At 63.1% G+C, this 23,373-nt stretch carries 26 protein-coding genes; 12 read left to right on the top strand and 14 right to left on the bottom strand.

Features of this window, described 5'->3' with window-relative positions; translation table 11 throughout:
* Positions 1–134 precede the first annotated feature (134 nt).
* Positions 135–1,676 (top strand): sigma-54-dependent transcriptional regulator, encoded by a 1,542-nt coding sequence (locus J2Z17_RS01645; RefSeq protein ID WP_209941606.1) that lies wholly within the window; start codon positions 135–137, stop codon positions 1,674–1,676.
* 315 nt (positions 1,677–1,991) lie between these two features.
* A complete protein-coding gene (locus J2Z17_RS01640) occupies positions 1,992–3,701 on the top strand; it encodes a peptidoglycan L,D-endopeptidase MepK (RefSeq protein ID WP_245223831.1) in 1,710 nt (569 codons plus the stop codon).
* Positions 3,702–3,786: 85 nt separating this feature from the next.
* Here the strand turns inward: J2Z17_RS01640 and J2Z17_RS01635 are convergent, their stop codons facing one another.
* The 3 genes from J2Z17_RS01635 to J2Z17_RS01625 all read right to left on the bottom strand — a co-directional run bounded on the left by J2Z17_RS01635 (position 3,787) and on the right by J2Z17_RS01625 (position 5,263).
* Complete coding sequence (locus J2Z17_RS01635; protein ID WP_209941604.1) at positions 3,787–4,056, bottom strand: DUF2312 domain-containing protein; 270 nt, start codon at positions 4,054–4,056, stop codon at positions 3,787–3,789.
* An 86-nt stretch (positions 4,057–4,142) separates the two neighbouring features.
* Positions 4,143–4,451, bottom strand: a complete 309-nt coding sequence (locus tag J2Z17_RS01630) for a DUF1244 domain-containing protein (RefSeq protein ID WP_209941603.1) — start codon at positions 4,449–4,451, stop codon at positions 4,143–4,145.
* Positions 4,451–5,263 (bottom strand): N-formylglutamate amidohydrolase, encoded by an 813-nt coding sequence (locus tag J2Z17_RS01625; RefSeq protein WP_209941602.1) that lies wholly within the window; start codon positions 5,261–5,263, stop codon positions 4,451–4,453. The genes J2Z17_RS01630 and J2Z17_RS01625 overlap by 1 nt, the downstream gene beginning before the upstream one ends.
* Positions 5,264–5,503: 240 nt before the next feature.
* On the opposite strand from J2Z17_RS01625, the gene J2Z17_RS01620 reads away from it, so the two are divergent.
* Together J2Z17_RS01620 and pyk are read left to right on the top strand one after the other, a co-directional pair.
* Positions 5,504–5,938 carry a DUF1036 domain-containing protein gene (locus tag J2Z17_RS01620; RefSeq protein ID WP_245223830.1) on the top strand — a complete coding sequence of 145 codons (435 nt, stop codon included), beginning with the start codon at positions 5,504–5,506 and terminating at the stop codon, positions 5,936–5,938.
* On the top strand, positions 5,938–7,377 hold the full coding sequence (pyk, locus tag J2Z17_RS01615; RefSeq protein WP_209941601.1) for a pyruvate kinase: 1,440 nt from the start codon (positions 5,938–5,940) through the stop codon (positions 7,375–7,377). Before J2Z17_RS01620 ends, pyk begins: the two co-directional genes overlap by 1 nt.
* A gap of 72 nt (positions 7,378–7,449) precedes the next feature.
* On the opposite strand, the gene J2Z17_RS01610 is transcribed toward pyk, so the two are convergent.
* The 6 genes from J2Z17_RS01610 to J2Z17_RS01585 form a co-directional block, all read right to left on the bottom strand.
* Complete coding sequence (locus tag J2Z17_RS01610; RefSeq protein WP_245223799.1) at positions 7,450–8,484, bottom strand: alpha/beta fold hydrolase; 1,035 nt, start codon at positions 8,482–8,484, stop codon at positions 7,450–7,452.
* A 58-nt stretch (positions 8,485–8,542) separates the two neighbouring features.
* Positions 8,543–9,187 (bottom strand): tetratricopeptide repeat protein, encoded by a 645-nt coding sequence (locus J2Z17_RS01605; RefSeq protein WP_209942195.1) that lies wholly within the window; start codon positions 9,185–9,187, stop codon positions 8,543–8,545.
* A gap of 69 nt (positions 9,188–9,256) precedes the next feature.
* On the bottom strand, positions 9,257–9,382 hold the full coding sequence (ykgO, locus tag J2Z17_RS01600) for a type B 50S ribosomal protein L36 (protein ID WP_003497670.1): 126 nt from the start codon (positions 9,380–9,382) through the stop codon (positions 9,257–9,259).
* Between the two features lie 174 nt (positions 9,383–9,556).
* A complete protein-coding gene (locus J2Z17_RS01595; protein WP_209941599.1) occupies positions 9,557–10,612 on the bottom strand; it encodes a 5-(carboxyamino)imidazole ribonucleotide synthase in 1,056 nt (351 codons plus the stop codon).
* Entirely contained in the window at positions 10,609–11,109 is a 501-nt protein-coding gene (purE, locus tag J2Z17_RS01590) for a 5-(carboxyamino)imidazole ribonucleotide mutase (protein WP_209941597.1), read from the bottom strand. Before purE ends, J2Z17_RS01595 begins: the two co-directional genes overlap by 4 nt.
* Positions 11,110–11,126: 17 nt before the next feature.
* A complete protein-coding gene (locus tag J2Z17_RS01585; RefSeq protein WP_209941595.1) occupies positions 11,127–11,330 on the bottom strand; it encodes a YdcH family protein in 204 nt (67 codons plus the stop codon).
* A gap of 230 nt (positions 11,331–11,560) precedes the next feature.
* Between J2Z17_RS01585 and J2Z17_RS01580 the strand changes: the two genes are divergently transcribed.
* Positions 11,561–11,737, top strand: a complete 177-nt coding sequence (locus J2Z17_RS01580; protein ID WP_209941593.1) for a YdcH family protein — start codon at positions 11,561–11,563, stop codon at positions 11,735–11,737.
* Positions 11,738–11,872: 135 nt separating this feature from the next.
* Here J2Z17_RS01580 and J2Z17_RS01575 read toward each other — a convergent pair whose 3' ends face one another.
* Together J2Z17_RS01575 and J2Z17_RS01570 are read right to left on the bottom strand one after the other, a co-directional pair.
* Positions 11,873–12,133 carry an ArsR/SmtB family transcription factor gene (locus J2Z17_RS01575; protein ID WP_209941591.1) on the bottom strand — a complete coding sequence of 87 codons (261 nt, stop codon included), beginning with the start codon at positions 12,131–12,133 and terminating at the stop codon, positions 11,873–11,875.
* Between the two features lie 67 nt (positions 12,134–12,200).
* On the bottom strand, positions 12,201–12,965 hold the full coding sequence (locus tag J2Z17_RS01570) for a sulfite exporter TauE/SafE family protein (RefSeq protein WP_209941589.1): 765 nt from the start codon (positions 12,963–12,965) through the stop codon (positions 12,201–12,203).
* 201 nt (positions 12,966–13,166) lie between these two features.
* On the opposite strand from J2Z17_RS01570, the gene J2Z17_RS01565 reads away from it, so the two are divergent.
* The 6 genes from J2Z17_RS01565 to J2Z17_RS01540 all read left to right on the top strand — a co-directional run bounded on the left by J2Z17_RS01565 (position 13,167) and on the right by J2Z17_RS01540 (position 19,862).
* Complete coding sequence (locus J2Z17_RS01565; protein ID WP_209941587.1) at positions 13,167–13,820, top strand: thiamine phosphate synthase; 654 nt, start codon at positions 13,167–13,169, stop codon at positions 13,818–13,820.
* 17 nt (positions 13,821–13,837) lie between these two features.
* Positions 13,838–14,983 carry a tetratricopeptide repeat protein gene (locus J2Z17_RS01560; protein ID WP_417715066.1) on the top strand — a complete coding sequence of 382 codons (1,146 nt, stop codon included), beginning with the start codon at positions 13,838–13,840 and terminating at the stop codon, positions 14,981–14,983.
* A 197-nt stretch (positions 14,984–15,180) separates the two neighbouring features.
* Positions 15,181–15,981: an inositol monophosphatase family protein gene (locus J2Z17_RS01555; protein WP_209941583.1), complete on the top strand. Its 801-nt coding sequence runs from the start codon at positions 15,181–15,183 to the stop codon at positions 15,979–15,981.
* 92 nt (positions 15,982–16,073) lie between these two features.
* Positions 16,074–17,111 carry a flagellar motor protein MotA gene (locus tag J2Z17_RS01550; RefSeq protein ID WP_209941580.1) on the top strand — a complete coding sequence of 346 codons (1,038 nt, stop codon included), beginning with the start codon at positions 16,074–16,076 and terminating at the stop codon, positions 17,109–17,111.
* 2 nt (positions 17,112–17,113) lie between these two features.
* Positions 17,114–18,145 (top strand): peptidoglycan -binding protein, encoded by a 1,032-nt coding sequence (locus tag J2Z17_RS01545; protein ID WP_209941578.1) that lies wholly within the window; start codon positions 17,114–17,116, stop codon positions 18,143–18,145.
* 73 nt (positions 18,146–18,218) lie between these two features.
* Positions 18,219–19,862, top strand: coding sequence for an FAD-binding dehydrogenase (locus J2Z17_RS01540; protein ID WP_209941576.1), 1,644 nt, complete (start codon positions 18,219–18,221; stop codon positions 19,860–19,862).
* 43 nt (positions 19,863–19,905) lie between these two features.
* On the opposite strand, the gene J2Z17_RS01535 is transcribed toward J2Z17_RS01540, so the two are convergent.
* Entirely contained in the window at positions 19,906–21,717 is a 1,812-nt protein-coding gene (locus J2Z17_RS01535; protein WP_209941573.1) for an ABC transporter transmembrane domain-containing protein, read from the bottom strand.
* Positions 21,718–21,897: 180 nt separating this feature from the next.
* Between J2Z17_RS01535 and rpmE the strand changes: the two genes are divergently transcribed.
* Positions 21,898–22,119, top strand: a complete 222-nt coding sequence (gene rpmE / locus J2Z17_RS01530) for a 50S ribosomal protein L31 (protein WP_209941571.1) — start codon at positions 21,898–21,900, stop codon at positions 22,117–22,119.
* A 175-nt stretch (positions 22,120–22,294) separates the two neighbouring features.
* On the opposite strand, the gene rcdA is transcribed toward rpmE, so the two are convergent.
* Positions 22,295–22,810: a protease adaptor protein RcdA gene (rcdA, locus tag J2Z17_RS01525; protein ID WP_209942193.1), complete on the bottom strand. Its 516-nt coding sequence runs from the start codon at positions 22,808–22,810 to the stop codon at positions 22,295–22,297.
* 360 nt (positions 22,811–23,170) lie between these two features.
* On the bottom strand, positions 23,171–23,362 hold the full coding sequence (locus tag J2Z17_RS01520; RefSeq protein ID WP_209941569.1) for a DUF1192 domain-containing protein: 192 nt from the start codon (positions 23,360–23,362) through the stop codon (positions 23,171–23,173).
* Positions 23,363–23,373: the final 11 nt, after the last annotated feature.

Raw genomic sequence — 23,373 nt, 5'->3', positions numbered from 1 at the left:
CTGTGCCATTGTTGGCATTGGTTAAAATCCGACCTTTTGTTCTCATCGCTTGTTGAAAGTTGGATGTCAGGTTCGGGCAACGGATAACGCTGCCTTCGGCATGCACCGACCTTCAGATCTCGGGAGTTCAAGTGGTGACCGCGCACATCCTCGTCGTCAACAGCGATCCGGCTCAGCGCCGGCAAATCAAGTCGCTGGTGGAAACCCAGGGCCATGTGGTGCATGCGGCCGAAAATGCAGCCTCGGCCTTTGAAAAAATGGTGAGCCTTGGCAGCGATCTGCGTGTGGCATTGCTGGATCTGACCATGAGCGGGCTGGACGTCAACCATTTCCTGTCGCTTGCCAATCAGTCCGAAGGCGATGCGGCGGTCGTGGTTCTGGCCGACGACGGCAAGGTCGAGGCGGCGGTCGATGCCATGCGCCACGGCGCCTTCGACTTCATCGTTTCACCGGCAGCCCCCGAGCGGATCGCCCATGCGGTCAGCAATGCTCTTCGCGTCAACGAACGCAGGGCCGCCCGGCTGTCGCGCAGCCGCCGCACGAGCCAGATCTCGTTTGGCGAGATCGTCGCCGTCAGCGGTGCGATGACCCGGGTCGTCGATCTGGCACGGCGTTCCGCCAGCAGCGCGATCCCGGTGATCCTCGAAGGCGAGAACGGTGTCGGCAAGCAGATGGTCGCCCGGGCGATCCACGGCGCAGGCGATCGCTCCGGCAAGCCCTTCGTCGCCGTCAGTTGCGGCGCGATGACGCCGGAGAGCCTCGATGCGATGCTGTTTGGCGAGGAGGGCGGCGCGGATGAGCATGGCGCGGGCAAGATCGCCTCGGCGCATGGCGGCACGCTGTTTCTCGATGAGGTCGATGCGCTGCCGCTGGACGTACAGGCGCGTTTGCTGCAACTCGTCCAGGGTGGTGAAATCAGCAGTCACGACGGACGACGCCAGCGCAAGGTCGACGTTCGGTTGACGTCGTCGACCCGCAAGGACCTGATCGAGGAAGTGAAGGCCGGCCGTTTCCGCGAAGACCTCTATTTCCGCATGAACGTCTTCCCGATCATGATTCCGGCGCTTCGCCGCCGACGCGACGACATTCCCTATCTGGCACGCGCCTTTGTCGAGCGCTTCTCGGCCGAACAACGCCGCGCGCATCCGCTTGGCATTTCAGCGGATGTTCTGGCGCTGCTGACCAGCTATGACTGGCCGGGCAATGTCCGACAGCTGGAAAATGCCGTCTACCGGGCCGTCATCCTGGCCAGCGGCAGCGAGCTTACCGAAGCCGACTTCCCCCAGATCGCGATCCAGGTCGCAAAGAATGCCGGAACCGACAGACATGCTGCCGCCCAGGAGCCTGCGGCACACCGCTCCTTCAACCGCGACGCGGAAGAAAAGGCTGCGGCCGGCAGCGCGATGGGGCTGTCCCACCGCGATTCCGAGCGGCTGGTGGCGGCCGCGCAAAATCCGGCCGTGCTGTCCGACAATTATATCGTCAGCGTCGACAGCGCCGGCAATGTTCGAAAGCTGTCGGAGATCGAGGAAGAGCTGATTCGCTTCGCGCTCAAATATTATCGCGGGCAGATGAGCCAAGTCGCACGCAAGCTGGGGATCGGCCGCTCGACCCTCTATCGCAAGCTGAAAGACTACGGTATCGACCCCGACAACCCGCAAAGCGACGTCGCCTGAGGCGCATGCTTCCCGCTTTTTGTTAACCCTCGTGCAAAGTTCGTCTGTTAGGACGGATTTGTTTATCTGTTAGTGTTTCATTCACCGACAGACAAAAGGTTGTGCGTCTGTGGCTAATTTGCCATGGTGTTACCGCATTTTGCAGTCAAGTGGGGTGGCGTGGGACGTCATCAATGTACGGGGACGGTTTTGCTGGACAGGCAAGCGATTAACACGCCTCTCGGCGTGAAGAAGCGTAGCTTTGACGTTACGCAAGGACGGACTGGTTTCAGGGCCGTTCTGACTGCGCTTGTCGTCGCGGTGGCGTGTGTCTTGATGCTGTGTTCGATGGCGGGCACGGCGTCTGCCGAGACGCGATCCCTGAAAATCTATTTCGTTCATACCGGCGAAAAGGCCGATGTCGTGTTCAAGCGCAACGGGCGCTACGATGCGGCGGGCCTGAAAAAGCTCAGCTATCTGCTGCGCGACTGGCGCCGCAATGAGCCGACCAAGATGGATCCCCGGCTTTTCGATCTCGTCTGGGAAGTGTATCGCCGGTCGAATTCGAGCGGCTATATCAATGTTCTTTCCGGTTATCGCTCGCCGCAGACCAATGCCATGCTGCGCGCCCGCTCCAGAGGCGTGGCCAAGAAGAGCCAGCACATGCTGGGCACGGCGATGGACTTCTTCATTCCCGGTACCGGCCTGAAGAGCCTGCGCGAGATCGGCATGAAGCTGCAGGCCGGCGGCATCGGCTATTATCCCAATTCCGGTTCGCCGTTCGTCCATATGGATGTCGGTGGCGTACGTGCCTGGCCGCGGATGTCGCGCAGCGAACTCGTGCGTCTGTTCCCGGACGGCAAGACCCTGCATATTCCCGCCGACGGCAAGCCTCTGCCGGGCTACAAGCTCGCGCTTGCCGACTACAAGAAGCGGCTCGCCAACAACGAGATCGTGATTGCCGGCTCCAGCGCGCCGAGCAAGCGCAAGAACCTCTTCGCCATGCTGTTCGGTGGCGGCGACGAGGACGAGGAAGAAGACGTCGCGATGCCGGAAGAACGTCCGAGCATGGTCGGTTCGGCCCCGGCCGTTGCTGCGCCGCCGCCCGGCGTCTCGGCTCCCGATCCGGTCTCCGTCGCACCGCCGGTCGAGACCGCCGTTGCCGCGATCGATGCACCGGTGCCGCTGGCACGCCCGTCGCTGACGTCAGCCAATGGCAGCACCAGCCTTGCCGTGGCGCTCTATTCGCAGAACGAGAGTGCGGCAGAGCAGGCCCTCAACAAGGTTGCGGCCGTCGACCAGACACCGCCCACCGGCGACTATCCCGATCTCCAGGCCTACAAGATCCCCGTTCCGACGCTGCTTGGACCGCGTGGGATGAAGGGTGACGCCGAGCCCGAAGTGCTGACGGCATCGCTGGCGCCCGACGCATCCTCGGCCACCGATATCAATGGCGAGCCCGTGCCGCTGCCGATCGACCGTCCGTCGATCGCTGAAAAGCTCGAGGCGCAGGTCGACGTGGATGCCGAAGCCGAATCCGATGTGGACGAGGTCCAGCAGGTTATCCTGTCACCCGAGGCGGCGCAGGCCATGGCCACTGCCGCCAAGCGCCTGTCGCAACCGCCGGCCATGCCGACGCTTGCACCGGCAGCTGTCGCTGCAGCCGTGCGTGAACCGCAGCCGGCGCTGACGGCCAAGCCTGCTGCCAAGCCATACCAGGTTGCCGCCATCGATCCGCCGCAGCCACTGCTTGATCGCTTCGGTGACGCCTTCGACGTGCCGGAAACCTCCGGGCAGAGTGTGAAGTCGGCAGAGCCGGGCAAGGGCGGACGCCCCGGTGAGGCGATGCGCGGCGGCAAGCTGACGAAGGACATGCTGTCGAACTGGGCGCTGAACAACAAGAAGTTCGACCCGGAAAGCCGCAAGGCACCGCGGGTTGCGGCCCGCACGCTGACGGCGGAAGCCTCCTATGTCTATGCCGTGGGCTTCAAGGAAACCCACGCCCCGGTCGATCCGGCCCGCTTCGGCAAGCCGGTGAACGACTGATCCGCGACCCACCCTGAGACACGCCATTAAAAAAAGCCGCGGAGTTCAATCCGCGGCTTTTTTGCTGATCGTCTTTGCGTGACGCTTATTCGTCGGCCGGCGGGCTCTCGAGCATGCCGAGGGCGGCCAGATAGGTGTCGAGGATCAGGTCTTCTTCCATGCGCTCCTGCTCGTCCTTCTTGCGCAGCGCGATGACCTTTTTCAGGATCTTGGTGTCGAAGCCCATGGACTTGGCTTCCCCGTAGACGTCCTTGATATCGTCGGCGATCGTCTTCTTTTCTTCTTCCAGCCGTTCAATGCGCTCGACAAAGGCGCGAAGTTGGTCCCGGGCAACGCCGTGGGCTGCATCAGACATCTGCATCTCCTGTAGAAAGTATTGGGTCGGGGCGTGACCTGCCGCGAAACCACGGCACGCGTCAAGGGGAAAGCCGACAATCGTGGCTATTCTGCGCGTGGCTTATTGTTTTCGAAGGCCTGTTTGTCCGCGTCCGACGCTTGCGTCTGATGCTGTTGCTTCCAGTCCTCATAAGGCATGCCGTAGACATGTTCGCGCGACTGGTCCTTGGTGACCGGCAGGCCGGCCTCGGCGGCGGCGTCGAGATACCAGTTCGACAGGCAGTTGCGACAAAATCCGGCCAGGTTCATCAGGTCGATGTTCTGCACGTCTGCGCGCTCGCGCAGATGCGCAACCAGCCGGCGAAAGGCGGCTGCCTCGAGTTCGGTCTGCTGTTCCCGCGTCAATTCGCTCATCAGGCAATCTCCAGGCGTTCGGGTGTATAGGGACCGGTGCGCGAGGCGTGCATCACGACCTCGTGCAGGTCCGGCCGGTCGTTGAGGGCGGCGAAGATTGGTGCAAGGCGTGCGGCCCAGGCGGCGACACCCGCCATATCGCCGATTTCGTCCTGGCGCACTTCGAGCAGCGCGTGGGCAAGGCCGCGCCGCATGCAATGGCGATACATCGTATCGCCCTTCAAGGCGCCATCATAAGGTTCGTTGTCGCCGACCACGATATCCCCGGCCGCCGCCAGCATGTCGAGCAGGGGGCTGACCGCCCGGTCGTCGCTGTCCCAGAGCACTGCCGCATGCCAGGGGCGGGCCACGCCCTTCCAGGCCGGCGTGAAGGAGTGTAGCGACAGGACCAGCGGCGCCTTGCCGCTTGCCGTCGCAACCTTGCCGATCGTCCGGTCGACAGCGTCGTGATAGGGCCGGTGGTAAAGGTCGATGCGGCGCTGCCATTCGGCCTCGCCGATCGGATGATTGCCGGGCACGACCGCGCCGTCTGAAATGCGCATGATCAGCGTCGGGTCGTCCTCGCCGCGATTGGGGTCGATCAGCAGACGGGAGAAGCAGCCGAGCACGGCGGGCACGCCCAGACGGGTGGAAAGATCGCGCGTCAGGGCTTCGACGCCGATGTCATATGCGATATGACGTGCAAAGGCGCTGTCGGGCAGACCGAGGCGATGGTAGTCTGGCGGCAGGCGGTTCATGGCGTGGTCGGCCAGAAGCACCAGACCTTTGTCATAATCGCCGTCCAATATCTCGAAAGGGACAAAATCTTGCATTTCTTACCGGTCTTGTTGTCGCGCAAGAGAGATGGCATGCAGGCCCGGTGGGTGCAAGCCCGGCCGCCGATGCCGGCTGTAACATAATTCCCGGCGCCGATTGCGGCGGGAATTTAATCGATTGAATTGACGTTGACATTCCGGCCCTATCGTCGCAAGAAGGTCCGTGTCGACAAACCGTGGAGTCCATCGGAAGCCGTGCTGAACCGATATAAACCCCATTCGCCTTCATGGTCCGGACTGGTATCCCGCATCGGTCTTTTCCTGGGCCTGTCCCTGGCATCCCTATTCCTGGCAAACAGTGCCCACGCGGAGTTCCGCGTCTGCAATTCCACGCCCAATCTCGTCGGCGTCGCGATCGGCTATCGTGCCACAAGCGGCTGGGTGACCGAGGGCTGGTGGCAGGTGCCGGCCACGACATGCGCCACGCTGATCGAAGGCGAACTGCAGTCGCGCTATTACTACCTCTACGCCGAAGACGCCGCACGCGGTGGCCGCTGGGCCGGTGACGTCAAGATGTGCGTGGCGGAAAACGAATTCAAGATTACCGGTGTCCAGGACTGCTTTGCCCGCGGCTATCAGCAGATGGGGTTCAAGGAATACGACACCGGACGTCAGGGCAGTTGGATGGTCCAGTTGTCTGATACCCCGGGTACGCAAGAAAGCCAGAATTGATGAGACGTAATCGCAAGGTCAAAATCCTCGCAACCCTCGGCCCCGCCTCTTCCGAGGAAGCGATGATCCGCCAGCTGCATGAAGCCGGAGCGGACCTGTTCCGCATCAATATGAGTCATGCAAGCCATGACGTGATGCGCTCGCTGATCCAGAAGATCCGGTCCGTCGAAGAACAGTGCGGCCGCCCGATCGGTATCCTCGCCGACCTCCAGGGCCCGAAGCTGCGCGTCGGCAAGTTCAAGGACACGACCGTCGAGCTGAAGGCCGGTCAGACGTTCACCCTCGACAGCAATGATGCACCGGGCGATGCGACCCGCGTCTACCTTCCGCATCCGGAAATCCTGGAAGCGGTCAAGGCCGGTGACCGGCTGCTGATCGATGACGGCAAGCTGCATCTGAAGGCCGAGACCTGTGACGGCAAGTCGATCGTCACCACGGTCGTCTCCGGCACGAAGATCTCCGACCGCAAGGGCGTCAGCCTGCCCGACACCATCCTCGAAACGGGTGTCCTGACCGACAAGGACCGGGCCGATCTCGACGCGGTGCTGGCTACCAACGAGGTCGACTGGGTGGCGCTGTCCTTCATCCAGCGTCCCGAAGACCTGGTCGAGGTTCGCCGTATCGCCGGTGGCCGGGTCGGCCTGATGTCGAAGATCGAAAAGCCGCAGGCCGTCGAGCGGATCGAGGAGATCATCGAGCTCTCCGATGCGCTGATGGTTGCCCGCGGCGACCTTGGTGTGGAAATGCCGCTGGAGGCTGTTCCCGGCATCCAGAAGCAGCTGATCCGCGCGTGTCGCCGTACCGGCAAGCCGGTGGTCGTCGCAACGCAGATGCTCGAGTCGATGATCTCGGCGCCGGTGCCGACCCGCGCCGAAGTGTCGGACGTCGCGACCGCCGTGTTCGAAGGCGCCGATGCGATCATGCTGTCGGCCGAATCCGCCTCCGGCAGCTATCCGGTCGAAGCCGTCTCGACCATGGCCTCGATCGCCCGCACGATCGAGCGCGAGCCCCACTATCCGGGCATCATCTATGCCCAGCGCGCCCAGCCGGAAGCTACCGGTGCCGATGCGATCTCGCTGGCTGCCCGCCAGATCGCCGAGACGCTCGATCTGAAGGCGATCGTCTGCTACACCTCGTCGGGCACCACCGGCATGCGCGCCTCGCGCGAGCGGCCGGAAGTTCCGGTCATCGCTCTGTCGCCGGTCATCCAGACCGCTCGTCGGCTGTCCGTTGCCTGGGGCCTGCACTGCGTGGTCGCCAAGGAACCGACGGATCTGGACGACATGGTCAACCGCGCCTGCCGGATCGTCGTCGAGGAAGAATTCGGCGCGCCCGGCGACCGGATCATCATTTCTGCCGGCGTGCCGCTTGGAACACCGGGGGCGACCAACATGCTGCGCATCGCCTATATCGGCGCCGACGGCCAGTCGGGCGTCTGAACGCCACAAAGCCGGACGTTGTAAAGAAAGCCGCCTCCGGGCGGCTTTTTTCGTCGGCCCGGTACCAGCGCTTCAGCGCTGCTCCTTCTCCAGCCGCGCCTCGACCTGCTTGGTGATTTTTTCGAGATCGGGTGTCTTGCCGGCGATGGTCTCGATGGTGGCAACCACCAGATCGGTGGCCTTGTAGTCCGGCTTGTGGCCGAGGCCCTTGACCCGGATCAGCCTTGCGCCCTCGATATCGCGTGCCAGGCCCTCGGAATGGATTTCCTCTGCGACGATGTGGTCGCTGTCGCCGGTGACGATCATCGTCGGCGCGGTGATCCGGCTGTAATAGGGCTGGAACTTGGTGACATAGTCGTTCAGCTTGACCACGTCGATGGCATTGGCGCGGAACACCTCCGGTCGCAACACCAGCTCCGGCGCGCTTTTGACATTGTAATCCAGCGGACGCTTGTTCGGCAGGAAGACATTCTGGGTTGCCTGGTCGAGGATCGCCAGACCCGCATGCAGCGCGACCGCCTTGCAGAAGAACCTGCCGTATTTTTCATGTGCGGCGAGCCGGTAATACCATTCGACACGGCCCGGCCAGGGGTGGCTTGCAGGGGCGAGCAGCACAAGGCCGGCTGTCCTTGCCGGCATCAGGGCCGCAAAGGTTGCGGCAATCGCGCCGCCGAAGGAGTGGCCGACGATGATCGCCCTGTCGATGCCGAAGCTTGTCATGGTTGCGGCGATCGCCTTAGCCTGGCCGAAGGGGATATCGTTTTCCGGGCTGCCGCGGTCTGAATAGCCGTGGCCCGGACGGTCGACGAAGAGCAGATCCGCGCGGTCATGCAGAATGTTGAGAAAGGCCCCCGCCTGATCGCGCAGATTGCCGCTGGCACCGTGGATGAACACGATCGGCGGCAGGTCTGCATTGGGGCCGGCCGGCATGTGGAGGGCGTTGATCATCACGCCGTCGCCGATATCGACGCGCGTTGCGATATTGGGGATCCGCCGGGTGATCTGGGCGCTGCGCCAGGGTGCGGCGACGGCGCCCGCAAGTACGGCCAGGGCCACCATGATTGCCAGGGCCATCACCATGGTAAAGAGGAGCACGACGAGGAGCATCAGGGACGCTCGCCACGGTCAGCTGAAGGCATCCGCGGCCTGCCGATCACAGCTGCGCTCACAGACGGCTGCCCGCCAGCTTTTCCGACAGCTTGGTGACGGTGTCCTGCGCCTTGCGGTCGGCGGGATAGATGTCGAGATAGCTCTGCCAGGCCGAGAGCGAGGTCTCCTCGCGTCCGGATGCATCCAGAATCGCCGCCAGCCCGGCAAGGGCGCCGAAATGATGCGGCTCAAGTTTCAGCACCTGATTGATGTCGGACATCGACTTGGCATAGTCCCCATGGGCGAAGTGCAGCGTCGCACGCTTGTTCCAGGCGCCGACAAAGCCCGGATCGAGACTGATTGCCTGTCCAAGAAAGTCGAGGGCAGCCGGCTCGCGATCCTCCGAGATCGCCTTGTCAGCCCATTGCATCAACAGATCGACCGTGGCGCTGCCGGACACGTTCCAGAGCCGCATCAGCCGGTTTGCCGTCTGCTGGGCCTTGTCGGGGTCGCGCTGACGTTTCAGTGCGGTGAGCAGCGATTCGACGGTGTCCGGCTCGGTGATCTGCTCTTGCGGCGGCAGCGTGATGCTTTCAACGGCCGGTGCCCCGCTGTCCGTCAGCGGTCCCTCGGGCGAGGGTATAGCCTCCGCCGCCAGAGCCGGCGCGGCAAGCAGGGGAATCAGAAGGGTGGCCAAACGAAAACAGCGCATGCAGACCATATTAGTCGGCATGCGCTGCCATTCAAATCGAAAATGCATCATCCCCGAAGCGTCGCTCCGGAACCGCAATCAGCCCTGACGAGCCTTGAAGCGCGGGTTCTGCTTGTTGATGATGTAAACGCGACCCTTGCGGCGGACCAGACGGTTGTCGCGATGGCGGGCCTTGAGTGCTTTCAGCGAGTTCTTGATCTTCATTTTACCGATCCGCGAGTTTTGGCTTGAACCGATCCGATTCGACGCCTGTCTCAAACATTCAAAAGCGCGCCGCGGGGCGCGCTCGTTTTGGGTTGATGGCACATACTCCGAGGGCGACCTCGATGTCAACCGTCACCGGTGTTTTTCCCCGTGCACACGGGGAAAAACGGGCGCCTAGCGCAATTCCGTGACGTGGCCCATCTTGCGCCCGGGCCGTGCCTCGGTCTTGCCGTAGAGATGGACGAGCGCCTGCGGACGGGCAAGCCAGGCGGCGAGATTGTTCATGTCGTCGCCGATCAGATTGGTCATCACGCAGTCGGAGTGCCGGGCCGGATCGCCGAGCGAAAGGCCGGCAACGGCGCGAACATGCTGCTCGAACTGCGAGATCACGCAGGCTGCCTCCGTCCAGTGGCCGGAATTGTGCACCCGCGGCGCGATCTCGTTGGCAATCAGGCTGCCGTCGGACAGCACGAAGAACTCGATGCCGATGACGCCGACATAGCCGAGGCCGGCCAGCAGCTTTTCAGCCGATTCGCGCGCGGCCTTTTCCGTCGCAGGGTCGATATGCGCCGGAACCGTCGAAGTGTGGAGGATGCCGTCCCGATGAACGTTTTCCGCTGCGTCATAGCAATGCACGGTACCGTCGACGGCGCGTGCCGCGATGATCGATATCTCGCGGGCAAAGGGCACGAAGCTTTCGAGGATCAGCGGGACGGCGCCCAGCGCATCATACGCGCCGCCCGGCGCATCGTCCTTCGAGCGGAACACGCGCTGGCCCTTGCCATCATAGCCTAGGCGGCGCGTCTTCAACACGCCGGCTCCGCCGAAATCGTCGAGCGCCTGCTCCAGATCCTGCTGGCTGTCGACCGCGTGGAAGCGGGCCGTCGGGATGCCGACATCGTTGAGGAAGCGCTTTTCGGTCAATCGGTCCTGCGCCACTTCCAGCGCCTTCGGCGGCGGGTAGACCGGCACCCTGGCCGACAGCATGGCGGCCGCTTCGACGGGCACGTTTTCGAATTCGTAGGTCACGACGTCGCAAAGTTCCGCCAGTTCGGCAAGGGCCGACTGGTCGTCATAGGCGGCGGTGATCTGGCGGTCGGCCAGCTGGGCTGCCGGACAGCCATCCTGTGGCTCGAGAATGATGGTCCTGTAGTTCAGGCGCGCTGCGGCCATGGCCAGCATGCGGCCGAGCTGTCCGCCGCCGATGATGCCGATCGTTCTGACGGTCATGGAGCCTCGTCTACCGGATAGTCTGCGATCGACGCGGTCTGGCTGGCGATCCAGGCGTCGAGCTGGTCGGCAACGACGTCGTCGTGAAGGGCAAGGACGCGGGCGGCGAGCAGGGCCGCGTTGATGGCGCCTGCGCGCCCGATAGCCAGGGTGCCGACGGGAATGCCGCCCGGCATCTGCACGATCGAATAGAGACTGTCTAGGCCGGACATGGATTTAGACTGGACGGGAACGCCGAAGACGGGGAGGGGGGTGAGCGAGGCGAGCATGCCGGGCAGGTGGGCCGCGCCACCGGCGCCGGCGATGATGATCTCGAAACCCTCGTCGCGCGCGCCCTTGGCGAATTCATACATCCGGTCTGGCGTGCGGTGCGCCGAGACGATGCGCGCTTCGTAGCTGATGCCGAGCGCTTCCAGCGTGTCGGCGGCGTTCTTCATCGTTTCCCAGTCTGACTGGCTGCCCATGACGATGGCGATGGGCGGGCGCTCTTCGCTCATTCCTGCTGGCCCTTCCTTCAGGCGATGATGTCGGGGATGATCTGATCTTCGAGATTGCTCATCCTGTCCTTGATGGCAAGCTTCTTCTTCTTCATGCGCTGGATCCGCAAGGTGTCGCAGCCGACCTGGAGCATGGCATTGATGGCGACATCGTAGTCTTCATGTTCCTGGCGCAGCCGTGCGAGAGAGAGCCGGACATCGGCTTGTTCCTGATCGGACATGGTTTGGTCCCCATTCGAGCGTGGCTCGATCTTTTCCTCGACGCCAAGGATTCGCGCAAGCTCCTATCATCAAATACCGGTAACGGGAAGTTATCCCTAGTCATGAAATGGCCCTTTGCGGGTATGTTTTCGCCTTCGACAAAACACATTTCTCATGTCACATTACCGTTGCAATGCCTGAAACTCCCGCGGTTGAGGGTGGGAGGTAGGCGAAAGGAAGGACGTGACAAATGACCATACAGGCTCATCTGGAATCGCTTGCTAAAAAACATGGTGCGTTGGAGGAACGCCTGCATGATGCCCTTACTTCTCCCTCCATTGATGATCGGGAAATTGCCGAACTCAAACGTTCCAAGCTGCGTATCAAGGATGAGATGGAACGGCTCAGGTCTTCTACCCGCCATTGAAGACGCCGGTTCTTGAACTGTACAGCGTAATTTGCGCGAATGCGTAAGGTAAGGCCCCGGAAACAGAGCGTTTCCGGGGCCTTCTTTGTGGAGGAATGCGTCCGGAACGTTGAGAGAGCGACGGTCCGGCGCGGGTCAGGACCAGAACTGGTCGAGCCAGATGGTCATGCCGTCGAAGCCTTTGGTATTGACCGCATAGATCCGCCGCGTGCCCTTGCTGGTGACGCTGACCAGATTGCTGTCGAGCAGTGCCTTCAGGTGCTGGGAAACCGCCGGGCGGCTGATCGGCAGGCCCTTGGCGAGGTCGTTGACCGTCTGCGGCGCACGTCTCAGCTCTTCCAGCAGATGACGCCGGTTCGGATCGGCTATGGCGGTGAACGGATCCTGGTTCATCATGGTGAAACGCTACGCCAAACCGGCCGGGTTCGCAAGTTCAATTGTGCGTTGCAACACGCAAGCGGCGTCAGAACCCGAGGCCGTCATAGAGCAGCTTCGATCCGGCGATCAGCGCCATTCCATAAGTGAATGGATAGAAAACCTGCGGTTTCATCAGGCGCACGACCCAGGCGCCGGCAAGCGTCGACACCAGCGCCACCGGCAGCAGGTAGGCCGACAGTTCCAGATTGCTGGTGTCGAGTTCGCCGAGCGCGAAATAGGGGATGACCTTGATCGCATTGACGATGGCGAAGAACCGCACGCTGGCGCCGGTATAGCTGCGCGGATCGAGCCTCAGCGGGAGGGTATAGATCTGGAACGGGGGGCCGCCGGCATGGGAAACGAAGCTGGCATAACCGGCGATCGTGCCCCAGAAGGTGGCAAGCGGCGTGCTGTGCGGCCGCGGATGGATCTCGATGCCCCGGTAGCTTTTCCAGGTCTGGACGAGATAGCGCAGCACGAAGAGGATGGTGATGACACCCAGCACAAGCCGCATGGCATTCGGCGTGATGTAGCTCGACGTCGCCCAGCCGAGCGCGATGCCGAACACGGCGCCCGGCAGGAGAATGAGCAATGTGCGCCGGTCGTTGTCGCGTCGCCAGGCCCAGAGTGCGACCATGTCCATGACGATCAGGATCGGCAGGAAGATCGCGGCGGCCTGCATCGGCGGGATCACCAGCGCCATCAGCGGCACCCCGATCAACGCGAAGGCGCCACCGAGGCCGCCCTTGGACAGGCCGACAACAGCCACCGCGGGGATGGCGACGAGAAAAAACTCTGGCGAGGGAAGCATGGAGGCCTGTTGATCCGTGGAGCGTCCCGGTCTATCGGATTTCCCTCGCGGATGCGAGCCCGCAGATGTAGAACAGCGCCGTGCGGCAGAATTGACGCATGGGGGACGCTGTAGCACTTTGAATTCGCATGAGACCCGGCAAACCCGAAGGGGCCCGAGGACTTGTGCCATCAAGACGACCCAGGAAAGGGATAGTCATTCATGACCGCTGCCGACAATCGATGCCGTCTCGTGCTGATTGCGCCGGATCATTCCGATACGGATGCCTGCGTCAAAATGATGGAGGATGCGCTGAAGGGCGGCGACGTCGCCTCCGTCATCATCCCGCAATACGGCCTGGACGACCGTCTGTTTCAGGATCGTGCGGAAAAGCTGGTGCCGGTCATCCAGGCGGCCGGTGCGGCAGCGCTGGTTGTCGACAACAGTCAGGTCGCCGGGCGCGCCAAGGCCGACGGCCTGCATGTCAGCGGGGCGGTCGCAGATCTTGCCGAAGCAATCGAGAAACATGCGCCCAAGCTGATCGTCGGGGGCGGCAACGCCAAGGAGCGGCATATTGCGCTCGAGATCGGCGATGCCCAGCCCGACTACGTCTTCTTCGGCCGCCTTGAGGGCGACATCAAGCCGGAGGCCCATTCTAAAAATCTGGCGCTCGGCGAATGGTGGGCGGCGATGATCGAGATTCCCTGCATCGTCATGGGCGGCACCGCAATCGAAAGCGCACTTGCGGTCGCGCAGACCGGGGCCGAGTTCGTCGCCCTTCGGCTTGCCGTTTTCGAGGTGCCCGAGCGGGCCGCAGCCGTCGTTGCAGAGATCAATGCGCTGCTTGACGAAAAAGCGCCACGGTTTGACGGTTGAAGCCTTTTATGACCTTTTTGCCAGCCGATCGCCGCCTGATCCGTCTTCCCGTTGTCGTCGTTGCATGCATGCTGCCGCTGCTGGCCGGTTCGGCGCGGGCGCAGGATGCGATCACGCGGCCCTTGGACGACAATGCAAGCGAACTGCAAAGAGGCGGGCGCGCCGGCACGGGCAGCAAACCGGGCGTTGCAAGTGGCGAAAAGGCGGACACAGGCGCGCCTGTCGCCCAGCCGACGATCAATGGCGAGGTGCCGCAGGGGCTGCAACTCTATCAGCGCATGGGCGCGCCGCTGCCGCCCTTGCCGAAGGACAAGCCCTACAAGGGGCCGGTCGACGAGGCTTACGGCGCCTATCAGCGCGGCCTCTACCTGACGGCGCTCGACAAGGCGCTGCCGCGGGCCAAGAAAGGGGATCCGGCGGCCCAGACGCTGATCGCCGAAATGACCGAGCGCGGTCTGGGTATCAAGCGCGATCCGAAGGCCGCGGCGTTCTGGTATCAGCAGGCGGCGGCCGGCGGCGATCCTGCCGGGATGTTCCAGTATGCCCTGATCCTGATGAACGGCAACACGGTCAAGCAGGACAAGGCCAAGGCCGACGAATACATGAAGAAGGCTGCCGATGCGGGCAATGCCTCGGCGCAGTTCAACTGGGCGCAGATCCTGGTGTCCGACAATCCCGGCCGAAAGGGGCTGGAACTTGGTCTGCCCTATTACGAGAAATCGGCCGACCAGGGCATCGCGGACGCCCAGTATGCGGTGGCGCAGCTCTATAATTCGCTGCCCGGGCTCGACAAGAGCAAGCGCGATCTGGCCCGCGACTATCTGCGCAAGGCCGCAAGAGCCGGCTTCGACACGGCGCAGTTCGACATGGGCATCTGGCTGGTCAACGGCATCAATGGCCCGCGGGACTACGAAAAGGGTTTCCGCTGGATGAGCATTGGCGCCAATCACGGCAATGTCGCGGCCCAGAACCGCCTTGCCCATCTTTATATCGAAGCGCTCGGCACCCGGCCGGACCCCGTCGAGGCTGCCAAATGGTATGTCCTGTCCCGCCGTGCGGGGATGAAGGATCCGGATCTGGAGGACTTCTATCTCGGCCTCACCGACGAGCAGCAGAAGAAGGCGATCGACAAGGCCAACAAGTTCAGGCTCCGTGCGCGCTGATGGTGTGCCGGCTTGGGCGGCCTTGCGTTGCGTGGGCATGTCCCGGGCGCCCAGACCCCATGGGCTGCCAAGACCCCTTGAATTCCGGCGTTATTTGTGGTCTTGAACCGGCCCGACGCTAAATCGCGATTGGCGCCCGCCGTTTTCGGCAGTGGCAGCCTGATACAGTCAACACCCTTGTCCGAGGAAACCGCCCGATGGCCCGCTCAGCCCTTCTTAATGTCATGGTCCAGGCCGCGCTCAAGGCCGGCAAGTCGCTGGCCCGCGATTTCGGCGAGGTGCAGAACCTGCAAGTCTCGGTCAAGGGACCCGGTGATTTCGTTTCGCAGGCCGACCTGCGGGCAGAGCGGATCGTCAAGGAAGAGCTGATGAAGGCCCGTCCGACCTATGGCATGCTGGCCGAGGAAAGCGACGAGACCGAAGGCACGGACGGTGCGCATCGCTGGATCGTCGACCCTCTCGATGGCACGACGAACTTCCTGCACGGCATTCCGCAGTTCGCCATCTCGATCGGCCTGGAACGCAATGGCGAAATGGTTGCCGCCGTGATCTTCAACCCGGCGACCGACGAACTCTATACCGCCGAGCGCGGCGGCGGAGCCTTCCTCAACGACCGTCGCATCCGCGTCGGCGCGCGCAAGGTGCTTTCCGACTGCGTCGTGTCCTGTGGCATGCCGCATCTCGGTCGCGGCCAGCACGGCAAGTTCCTGGTGGAACTTCGCCATGTGATGAACGAGGTTGCCGGCGTCCGGCGCATGGGGGCGGCGGCTCTCGACCTCGCCTATGTTGCGGCAGGACGCTTCGACGGCTTCTGGGAAGACAGCCTGATGCCCTGGGACATGGCGGCCGGCATTCTGCTGATCCGCGAGGCCGGCGGCTTCGTCGGCGACATGAAGGGCGGCAATGACATGTTCAACAGCGGCGCGCTCGTCGCCGGCAATGAATATATTCAGAAGGCCCTGATCGAGGTGGTCAACCGCCCCGTGCCGAAAGCTTGACTTTCAGGTGGTAAGATCGGGCTAAGGCCCTTCAATTCGTCGTATTTTTCCACTAGCCTCCGGTCCAAAGATTAGCCGGAGGCAGATGAATTATGACGCAAGTGGAGCTTACCGATCTCGATCGAGAGAGGGTCGCAGAGGCAAGCTACGGGAACAAGTTATCAAGTCCGATGCCGTTCTTCACGACGATGGTGTTTTTTCTCATCATCGTCGGGTTCATCGCTGCCATCCTGTACCGTCAGGCCCATGCCGCTTTCGTCACCAATCCCGGTCTGAACGGGTTGATCCTCGGCGTTCTGGCCGTCGGCATTATCCTGGTGTTCACCCATGTTCTCGCCTTGCGGCCGGAAGTGCGCTGGTTCAACTCGTTCCGGGCCGCCGGCGGCGCCGACAAGGCCGGGCGGGATCCGCGGCTTCTCGCGCCGATGCGGGCGCTGATCGGCAGCAATCGCAAGGTTGCGATATCGACCACGGCCCTGCGCTCCATCCTCGATTCGATTGCCACCCGCCTCGATGAAAGCCGTGACGTCTCCCGCTATCTCATCGGCCTTCTCGTCTTTCTCGGGCTGCTCGGCACCTTCTGGGGCCTGCTCGGCACCATCGGTTCGATCAGTTCGGTCATCCAGTCGCTCGACCCGGCGTCCGGCGATGGCAACGATATCCTGCAGGCGCTGAAAAGCGGGCTGACCGCACCGCTTGCCGGCATGGGCACTGCCTTCTCGTCCTCGCTGCTCGGTCTGTCCGGTTCGCTGATCCTGGGGTTTCTCGACCTGCAGGCCGGTCGCGCGCAGAACCGGTTCTATACCGAGCTGGAAAACTGGCTGTCTTCGGTGACCGACGTCGCCGGCGAGGGGCAGCAGGCGCCGCAACCGGCAACGGTTGCCGCCAATCTGGAAATGAAGAAGCTGCTAGAGCGCCTGACCAAGGCAACCGAAGCTGCCGGCGGCGGCGACCGCGCGTCTCTCGCCGGTCTTGCCGAGGGCATACAGGGGCTGGTCAAGAACATGCGCAACGAACAGCAGATGCTGCGCGACTGGATCGAAGCCCAGCAGGAGGACGCCCGCGCCATGCGCAAGACGCTGGACCGGCTGAACGACAAGCTGTCCGACAAGGTCGGCGGGGATAGCTGAGGATGGCCCTTTCCCGCAACCGTCGACGCGACCGTAGCGTCGATTACTGGCCGGGCTTCGTCGATGCCCTGTCGACGCTGCTGCTGGCGATCATGTTCCTGCTCACGGTCTTCGTCGTGGCACAGTTCATCCTGAGCCGCGAAATCACCGGCAAGGATGAAGTCCTGAACCGGCTGAACAGCCAGATCGCCGAACTGACCCAGCTGCTGGCGCTTGAAAAGGGCAACAAGCAGGACATGGAAGACCAGCTTGCCTCTCTGCAGTCGTCGCTTGCCCAGTCGCAAAGCGAAAGGACCCGGCTGCAGGAATTGCTGACCAACGGTGCCGGCGCTGCGGACACGGCCAATGCCAGGGTCAATGGCCTGACGGCCGAACTGGATGCCGAAAAGCAGGTGAGCGAGCGGGCGATGAGCCAGATCGAGCTGCTGAATCAGCAGATCGCCGCATTGCGCGCCCAGATCGCTGCCGTTGAACAGGCCCTGCAGGCGTCGGAAGCCAAGGACCGGAATTCGCAGGTCAAGATCGCCGATCTCGGCAAGCGCCTCAATGTGGCGCTTGCCCAGCGTGTCCAGGAGCTCAACCGCTACCGTTCGGACTTTTTCGGCCGCCTGCGCGAAATCCTGTCGGACCGCCAGAATATCCGCATCGTCGGCGACCGCTTCGTCTTCCAGTCGGAGGTGCTGTTTCCGTCCGGCAGTGAAACGCTCAATCCCGCCGGTCAGGTGGAGCTGGGCAAGCTTGCCGCGGCCCTGCTCGACATCGCCAAGGAGATCCCGCCCGAGATCAACTGGGTGCTGCGGGTCGACGGCCATACCGACAATGTGCCGCTCTCCGGTACGGGGCGCTACCGCGACAACTGGGAACTGTCGTCCGAGCGGGCGATCTCCGTGGTGAAATACCTGATCTCGCAGGGCGTGCCGGCAAACCGCCTGGTGGCTGCGGGCTTCGGTGAGTACCAGCCACTGGTGTCCGGCGACACGCCGGAGGCAAGAGCGCAGAACCGGCGTATCGAGCTGAAGCTCACCGAACGGTAGGGTCGGCGGTCTGCCGCCGGCCATGGCCGCTTGCCCGCAAGGGAGCGTTTGCGAAAGCCAGGGGGAGGTGGCCATGCAATGGGATGTTCTGGTCGTCGGGGCGGGGCTCGCCGGGCTGGTGGCGGCAACCGAAGCCGTCGATCGCGGTCTCTCGGTGTGCGTCGTCGATCAGGAGAGCGAAGCCAATCTCGGGGGCCAGGCCTTCTGGTCGTTCGGCGGCCTGTTCTTCGTCGACAGCCCCGAGCAGCGCCGGATGGGCATTCGCGACAGTCTGGCGCTTGCGCAGCAGGATTGGGCCGGCACCGCCGGCTTCGACCGCCCGGAGGATTACTGGCCGCGCCAGTGGGCGCAGGCCTATCTCGACTTTGCCGCAACCGAAAAGCGCGCCTGGCTGCACGGCATGGGCATGCGCTGGTTTCCGGTGGTCGGCTGGGCGGAGCGCGGCGGCTCGCTGGCAGATGGCCACGGCAATTCCGTCCCGCGTTTCCACCTGACATGGGGTACCGGCCCTGGCGTGCTGGCACCGTTCCTGAAGAAGGCCGAGGCGGCGGTCAGGCACGGCCGTCTCACCTTTTCCTTCCGCCACCAGGTGGAGCAGCTGCTGACGCGGAACGGCGCGGTTGTCGGTGCGCGCGGCGTCGTGCTGCAGCCCGACACGCAACTGCGCGGAAAGCTCAGCGGTCGCGAGGCTGTCGGACAGTTCGAGATCGAGGCCTCTGCCGTGATCGTCGCGTCCGGCGGGATCGGTGGCAATCATGATCTTGTGCGAAAGCACTGGCCGGTCGACCGCTTCGGCCCCGCACCTCGTGCGATGGTCGCCGGCGTGCCGGCCTATGTCGATGGCCGCATGCTGGACATCGCGCAGGCGGCCGGCGGCTCGGTGATCAATGCGGATCGCATGTGGCATTATACCGAGGGGCTGCGAAATTACGATCCCATCTGGCCCAATCACGGTATCCGCATCCTGCCCGGGCCCTCGTCCTTCTGGTGCGATGCGGAGGGCAACCGGTTTGCAAGCCCCGCCATGCCCGGCTTCGACACGATCGCGACGCTGAAGGCGATCCGGGCCACCGGGCACGACTACAGCTGGTTCATTCTCAATCGCGCGATCATCAAAAAGGAGTTCGCGCTGTCGGGGTCCGAGCAGAACCCGGACCTGACCGGCAGGAGCCTGCGCCTGCTGTTGCAGCGGCTCGGCCCCAATCCGCCAGGCCCGGTGCAGGCCTTCATGGACAAGGGCGAGGACTTCGTCGTGCGCGACACACTGGAGGATCTGGTGGCGGCCATGAACGAACGCACCGGCGAGCACCGCCTCGGCGTGCGTCGCATCCGCGAGCAGATCGAGGCACGTGACCGGCAGCTGGACAATGCGTTTACCAAAGATGCGCAGATCAATGCGATCCGCGGGGCGCGGGCCTATCGCGGCGACCGGTGGATCCGGACCGCCAGATTGCGGCCTCTGCTGGATCCGACCTGCGGGCCGTTGATCGCCGTCAGGCTGCATATCCTCACCCGCAAGTCCCTGGGCGGGCTGCAGGCCGACCTGTCGGCCCGGGTGCTCGACGCAGCCGGCATGCCGGTGCCGGGACTCTATGCCGCCGGCGAGGTGGCGGGCTTCGGCGGCGGTGGCATGCACGGCTATCGCGCGCTCGAAGGCACGTTTCTCGGCGGCTGCCTGTTTTCCGGCCGGGTTGCCGGTCGCGCGGTCTGCCTGTAGCGCTCCGCCGGCCGGCCCCGCACGGCGGCGGCCGGCCGCAGGATCAGGCGCGGTGAGCCGCCAGCTGGTCGCCGGCAATGTCGAATTGCAGCCGGGCGAGCTTGGCATAGATGCCGCCGTTGCGGCTCAGCGTCGCGTGGGTGCCTTCCTCGACGATGCGGCCGTCGTCGACAACGAGGATCCGATCGGCCTTCAGCACGGTTGCAAGGCGGTGGGCGATGACGATCGTGGTGCGGCCCTGCATCAGACCGTCGAGCGCCGTCTGCACCAGCTGCTCGCTTTCGGCATCGAGTGCGGAGGTCGCCTCGTCGAGCAGCAGCACCGGCGCATTCTTCAGGATGGCCCTGGCAATCGCGATGCGCTGGCGCTGGCCGCCCGATAGCGTGACGCCGCGCTCGCCGGCCGGCGTGTCGTAGCCACGCTCGAGCCTTGTGATGAACTCGTCGGCATGGGCAGCTTTCGCGGCCGCTTCCACGGCCTCGCGGCTGGCGCCGGGACAGCCGAACGCAATGTTGTCATGCAGGCTCGAGGCGAAGATCGTCACATCCTGCGGCACGATGGCGATGCGCTCGCGCAATTCGTGCAGATCGGCCTTGCGGATATCCACGCCGTCGAGCGCGATCGTCCCGCTGGTCGGATCGTAAAAGCGCAGGAGCAGGGAGAAGATCGTGCTCTTGCCGGCGCCGGACGGGCCGACGACGGCCACGGTCTCGCCGGGCTTCACCGTCAGGGCCAGGCCCTTGAGCGCGGAACGATTGGGGTCGCTCGGATAGGCAAAGCGCACGTCATCGAAGGTCACCGCGCCGCGCGCCGGCGAGGGCAGGGGTGTCGGCGTCTTCGGGTTTTCGACGGCGGAGACTTCCTGCAGCAGTTCGGTCAGGCGCTCTGCGGCTCCGCCCGCCTGCGACAGTTCACCCCAGACTTCCGAGAGGCTGCCGAGCGCGCTTGCGGCGATCACCGAATAGAGCAGGAACTGGCTGAGCGTGCCGGCGCTCATGGTGCCGGAGAGAACGCCCTGCGCGCCGACCCAGAGAACGGCAACCACGCTGCCGAACACCAGAGTGATGGCGATCGCCGTCAGTATCGAGCGGGCGCGGATAGCGGCACGGGCGGCGTCATAGGCAGCCTCGACCGATCCGCCGAAGCGGTTTGCAGCAGCAGCTTCGCCGCCAAAGGCCTGGACGGTGCGGGACGCGCCGATCGTCTCGGCGGCAAAGGCCGAGGCGTCGGCCAGCGTATCCTGGGCAGCCCTGGAGCGCTTGCGCACCGAGCGGCCGAAGGCCACGAGCGGGAAGACGATGATCGGGATGGCGATCAGCACCAGCACGGACAGTCGCGGGCTGGTGTAGGTCATCATGCCCATGGCGCCAAGACAGAGGATCAGGTTGCGCAGCGCCTGCGAGGCGGTGGCACCGAAGGCGGACTTGATCTGGGCTGTGTCGGCCGTCAGCCGTGAGACGATTTCGCCGGACTGGGTGACATCGAAAAAGGCGGGCGACAGGGTGGTGACATGGGCAAAGACGTCGCGGCGCAGATCGGAGACGATTCTCTCGCCAATGCTGATCACATAGTAGTATCGCAGGGCGCTTGCCAGGGCCAGCACCACGGCGATGACGAGCAGCATGCCGAAGTAGTTGTTGATGAAGCCGCGATTGGCTTCGTTGAAGCCGTGGTCGATCATGCGGCGAACGGCGAGGGGCAAAGTGAGCGTGGTTGCGGCCGCCAGCGTCAGGAAGAACAGGGCGGCGGCGACCATGCCGCGGTATCGCTTGAGATAGGGAATGAGGCTTGCCAGAGGTCTCGGTGAGCGTCGCGGCGATGCGGTGCCGCCGTCTCGATTTGTCACTTGATCCATGCTCCTGCGTTCACGTCGTTCGCTGCCGCCTTGGCTCTTGTTATCCGCGCGTCCTTCATGTATAGGCACCGCATCGAATTGGAAAGCCGTAGCCAAGTCAGACTACGGCTTCATTTATTCAAGACGGTCCGCTGACGCAATTGCGGCATATGGACCCTCCGGCAGATCAGGAACATCGCTATGAAGGCTGACATTCATCCCGAATACCACAAGATCAAAGTTGTCATGACCGATGGCACCGAATACGAGACCTTTTCGACCTGGGGCTCCGAAGGCGCAGTCATGAACCTGGAAATCGACCCCAAGTCCCATCCGGCTTGGACGGGCGGCAACCAGCAGCTCATGGACCGTGGTGGTCGTCTCTCCAAGTTCAACAAGCGTTTCGGCGGCCTCGGCCTCTAAGTCTCCGAACCGTTTTCGACTTTGCAAAAAGCCCGGCTTCGTCCGGGCTTTTTCACGTTGTTCGCTTTCGATCCAATCACGGCAGCGACACCGGGGAGAAAGGATACAAGAAAAAACCCGGTCTGCGTCAGGCAAACCGGGCGAAAATAGTGCTGAGTGGCGGTGGATCGTCGTGTCAGCCAGCGTTGAAGGCCGTGCGCAGCAGATTGAGCTGCGCCTGTACGCTGTTTTCATTGTCAGGAACGATGCTTGCCTCATCCGGGCGATAGATTTCGCGGTCGAGCAGGGAAATGCGGTTCTGCAGGCGCAGCGAACGTTCGACCAGGTCGCGGAAGGATTCCGGCAGATCGCTCCAGCCGGGGGCCGCACGATCGACGTTGAAGCCGTCGAGGCGCACCTTGTTCTTTTCCGACAGAACCTGATCGTGGCTCATTTCGCCGTTGTTGACCGCACGCTGCAGCAGAAGCCAGGAGGCCATCTGCATCAGGCGGGTGGTCAGCCGCATCGATTCTGCGGCATAAAGGACAGAGGCCATACGCGGCAAAACCTTGGCGGCAGCGCGGCCGGGGCCGTCGAGATAGGCAGCTGTTTCTTCAACCAGGCCCATGCCTTCGGCGTAAATCGTCTTGAACTGTGACGATTGGGCGGCGCGATTGGCAAAGCTGATTGTATTCGCGCTTTGATCCGTCATCGGTTGTTTCCCTGTTTCACGCATCACTTAGATAATTACCGGACCCTAACGCATTAGGATGGCTATTTGTTCTAAACATGATGCCAATACCTGAAAACCGCAAGCCGATAATTAAGAAAGGGTTAATTCCCACATCTTCGTGAAAACGGGGTGAGCATAAAAAAAGAGCCGCAAAAGCGGCTCTCAAGGTAAAACAGGGAGAAAAATCAGACCTATTCGCCGAGTGGAGAAACTGCCTGAGTCCGGAAGAACCGGACATATACATCTTGGCTGAAACTAGTTAATGTCCCGTTAATGCATCTGCCAATTCAGTGCCGGCCTTGGTCTGCTTGGCCTCTGCAAGTATTGCGTGTTTCGTCCTTATTTGCGGAAGAAGCTTTCCGCTGCAAGCTTGCCTGCCTGTTTCTTGCCGCATTCCACTTCGAGCCGGCGGATTTCTTCCGAAAGGAGATCAATCCTGGCGCGCAGCTCTGCGGCAGACAGCAATGTGAGGTCGCAGCCGATTTCGTGGCCGACAGGCTTTTTCGGACGATCGTCATCGAACAGGCTCATGCATCTTTCCT

It is taken from the genome of Heterorhizobium halophytocola (assembly GCF_017873095.1).
GTDB lineage: Bacteria > Pseudomonadota > Alphaproteobacteria > Rhizobiales > Rhizobiaceae > Allorhizobium > Allorhizobium halophytocola.
This window is presented reverse-complemented; position numbering and strand designations above follow the sequence as displayed.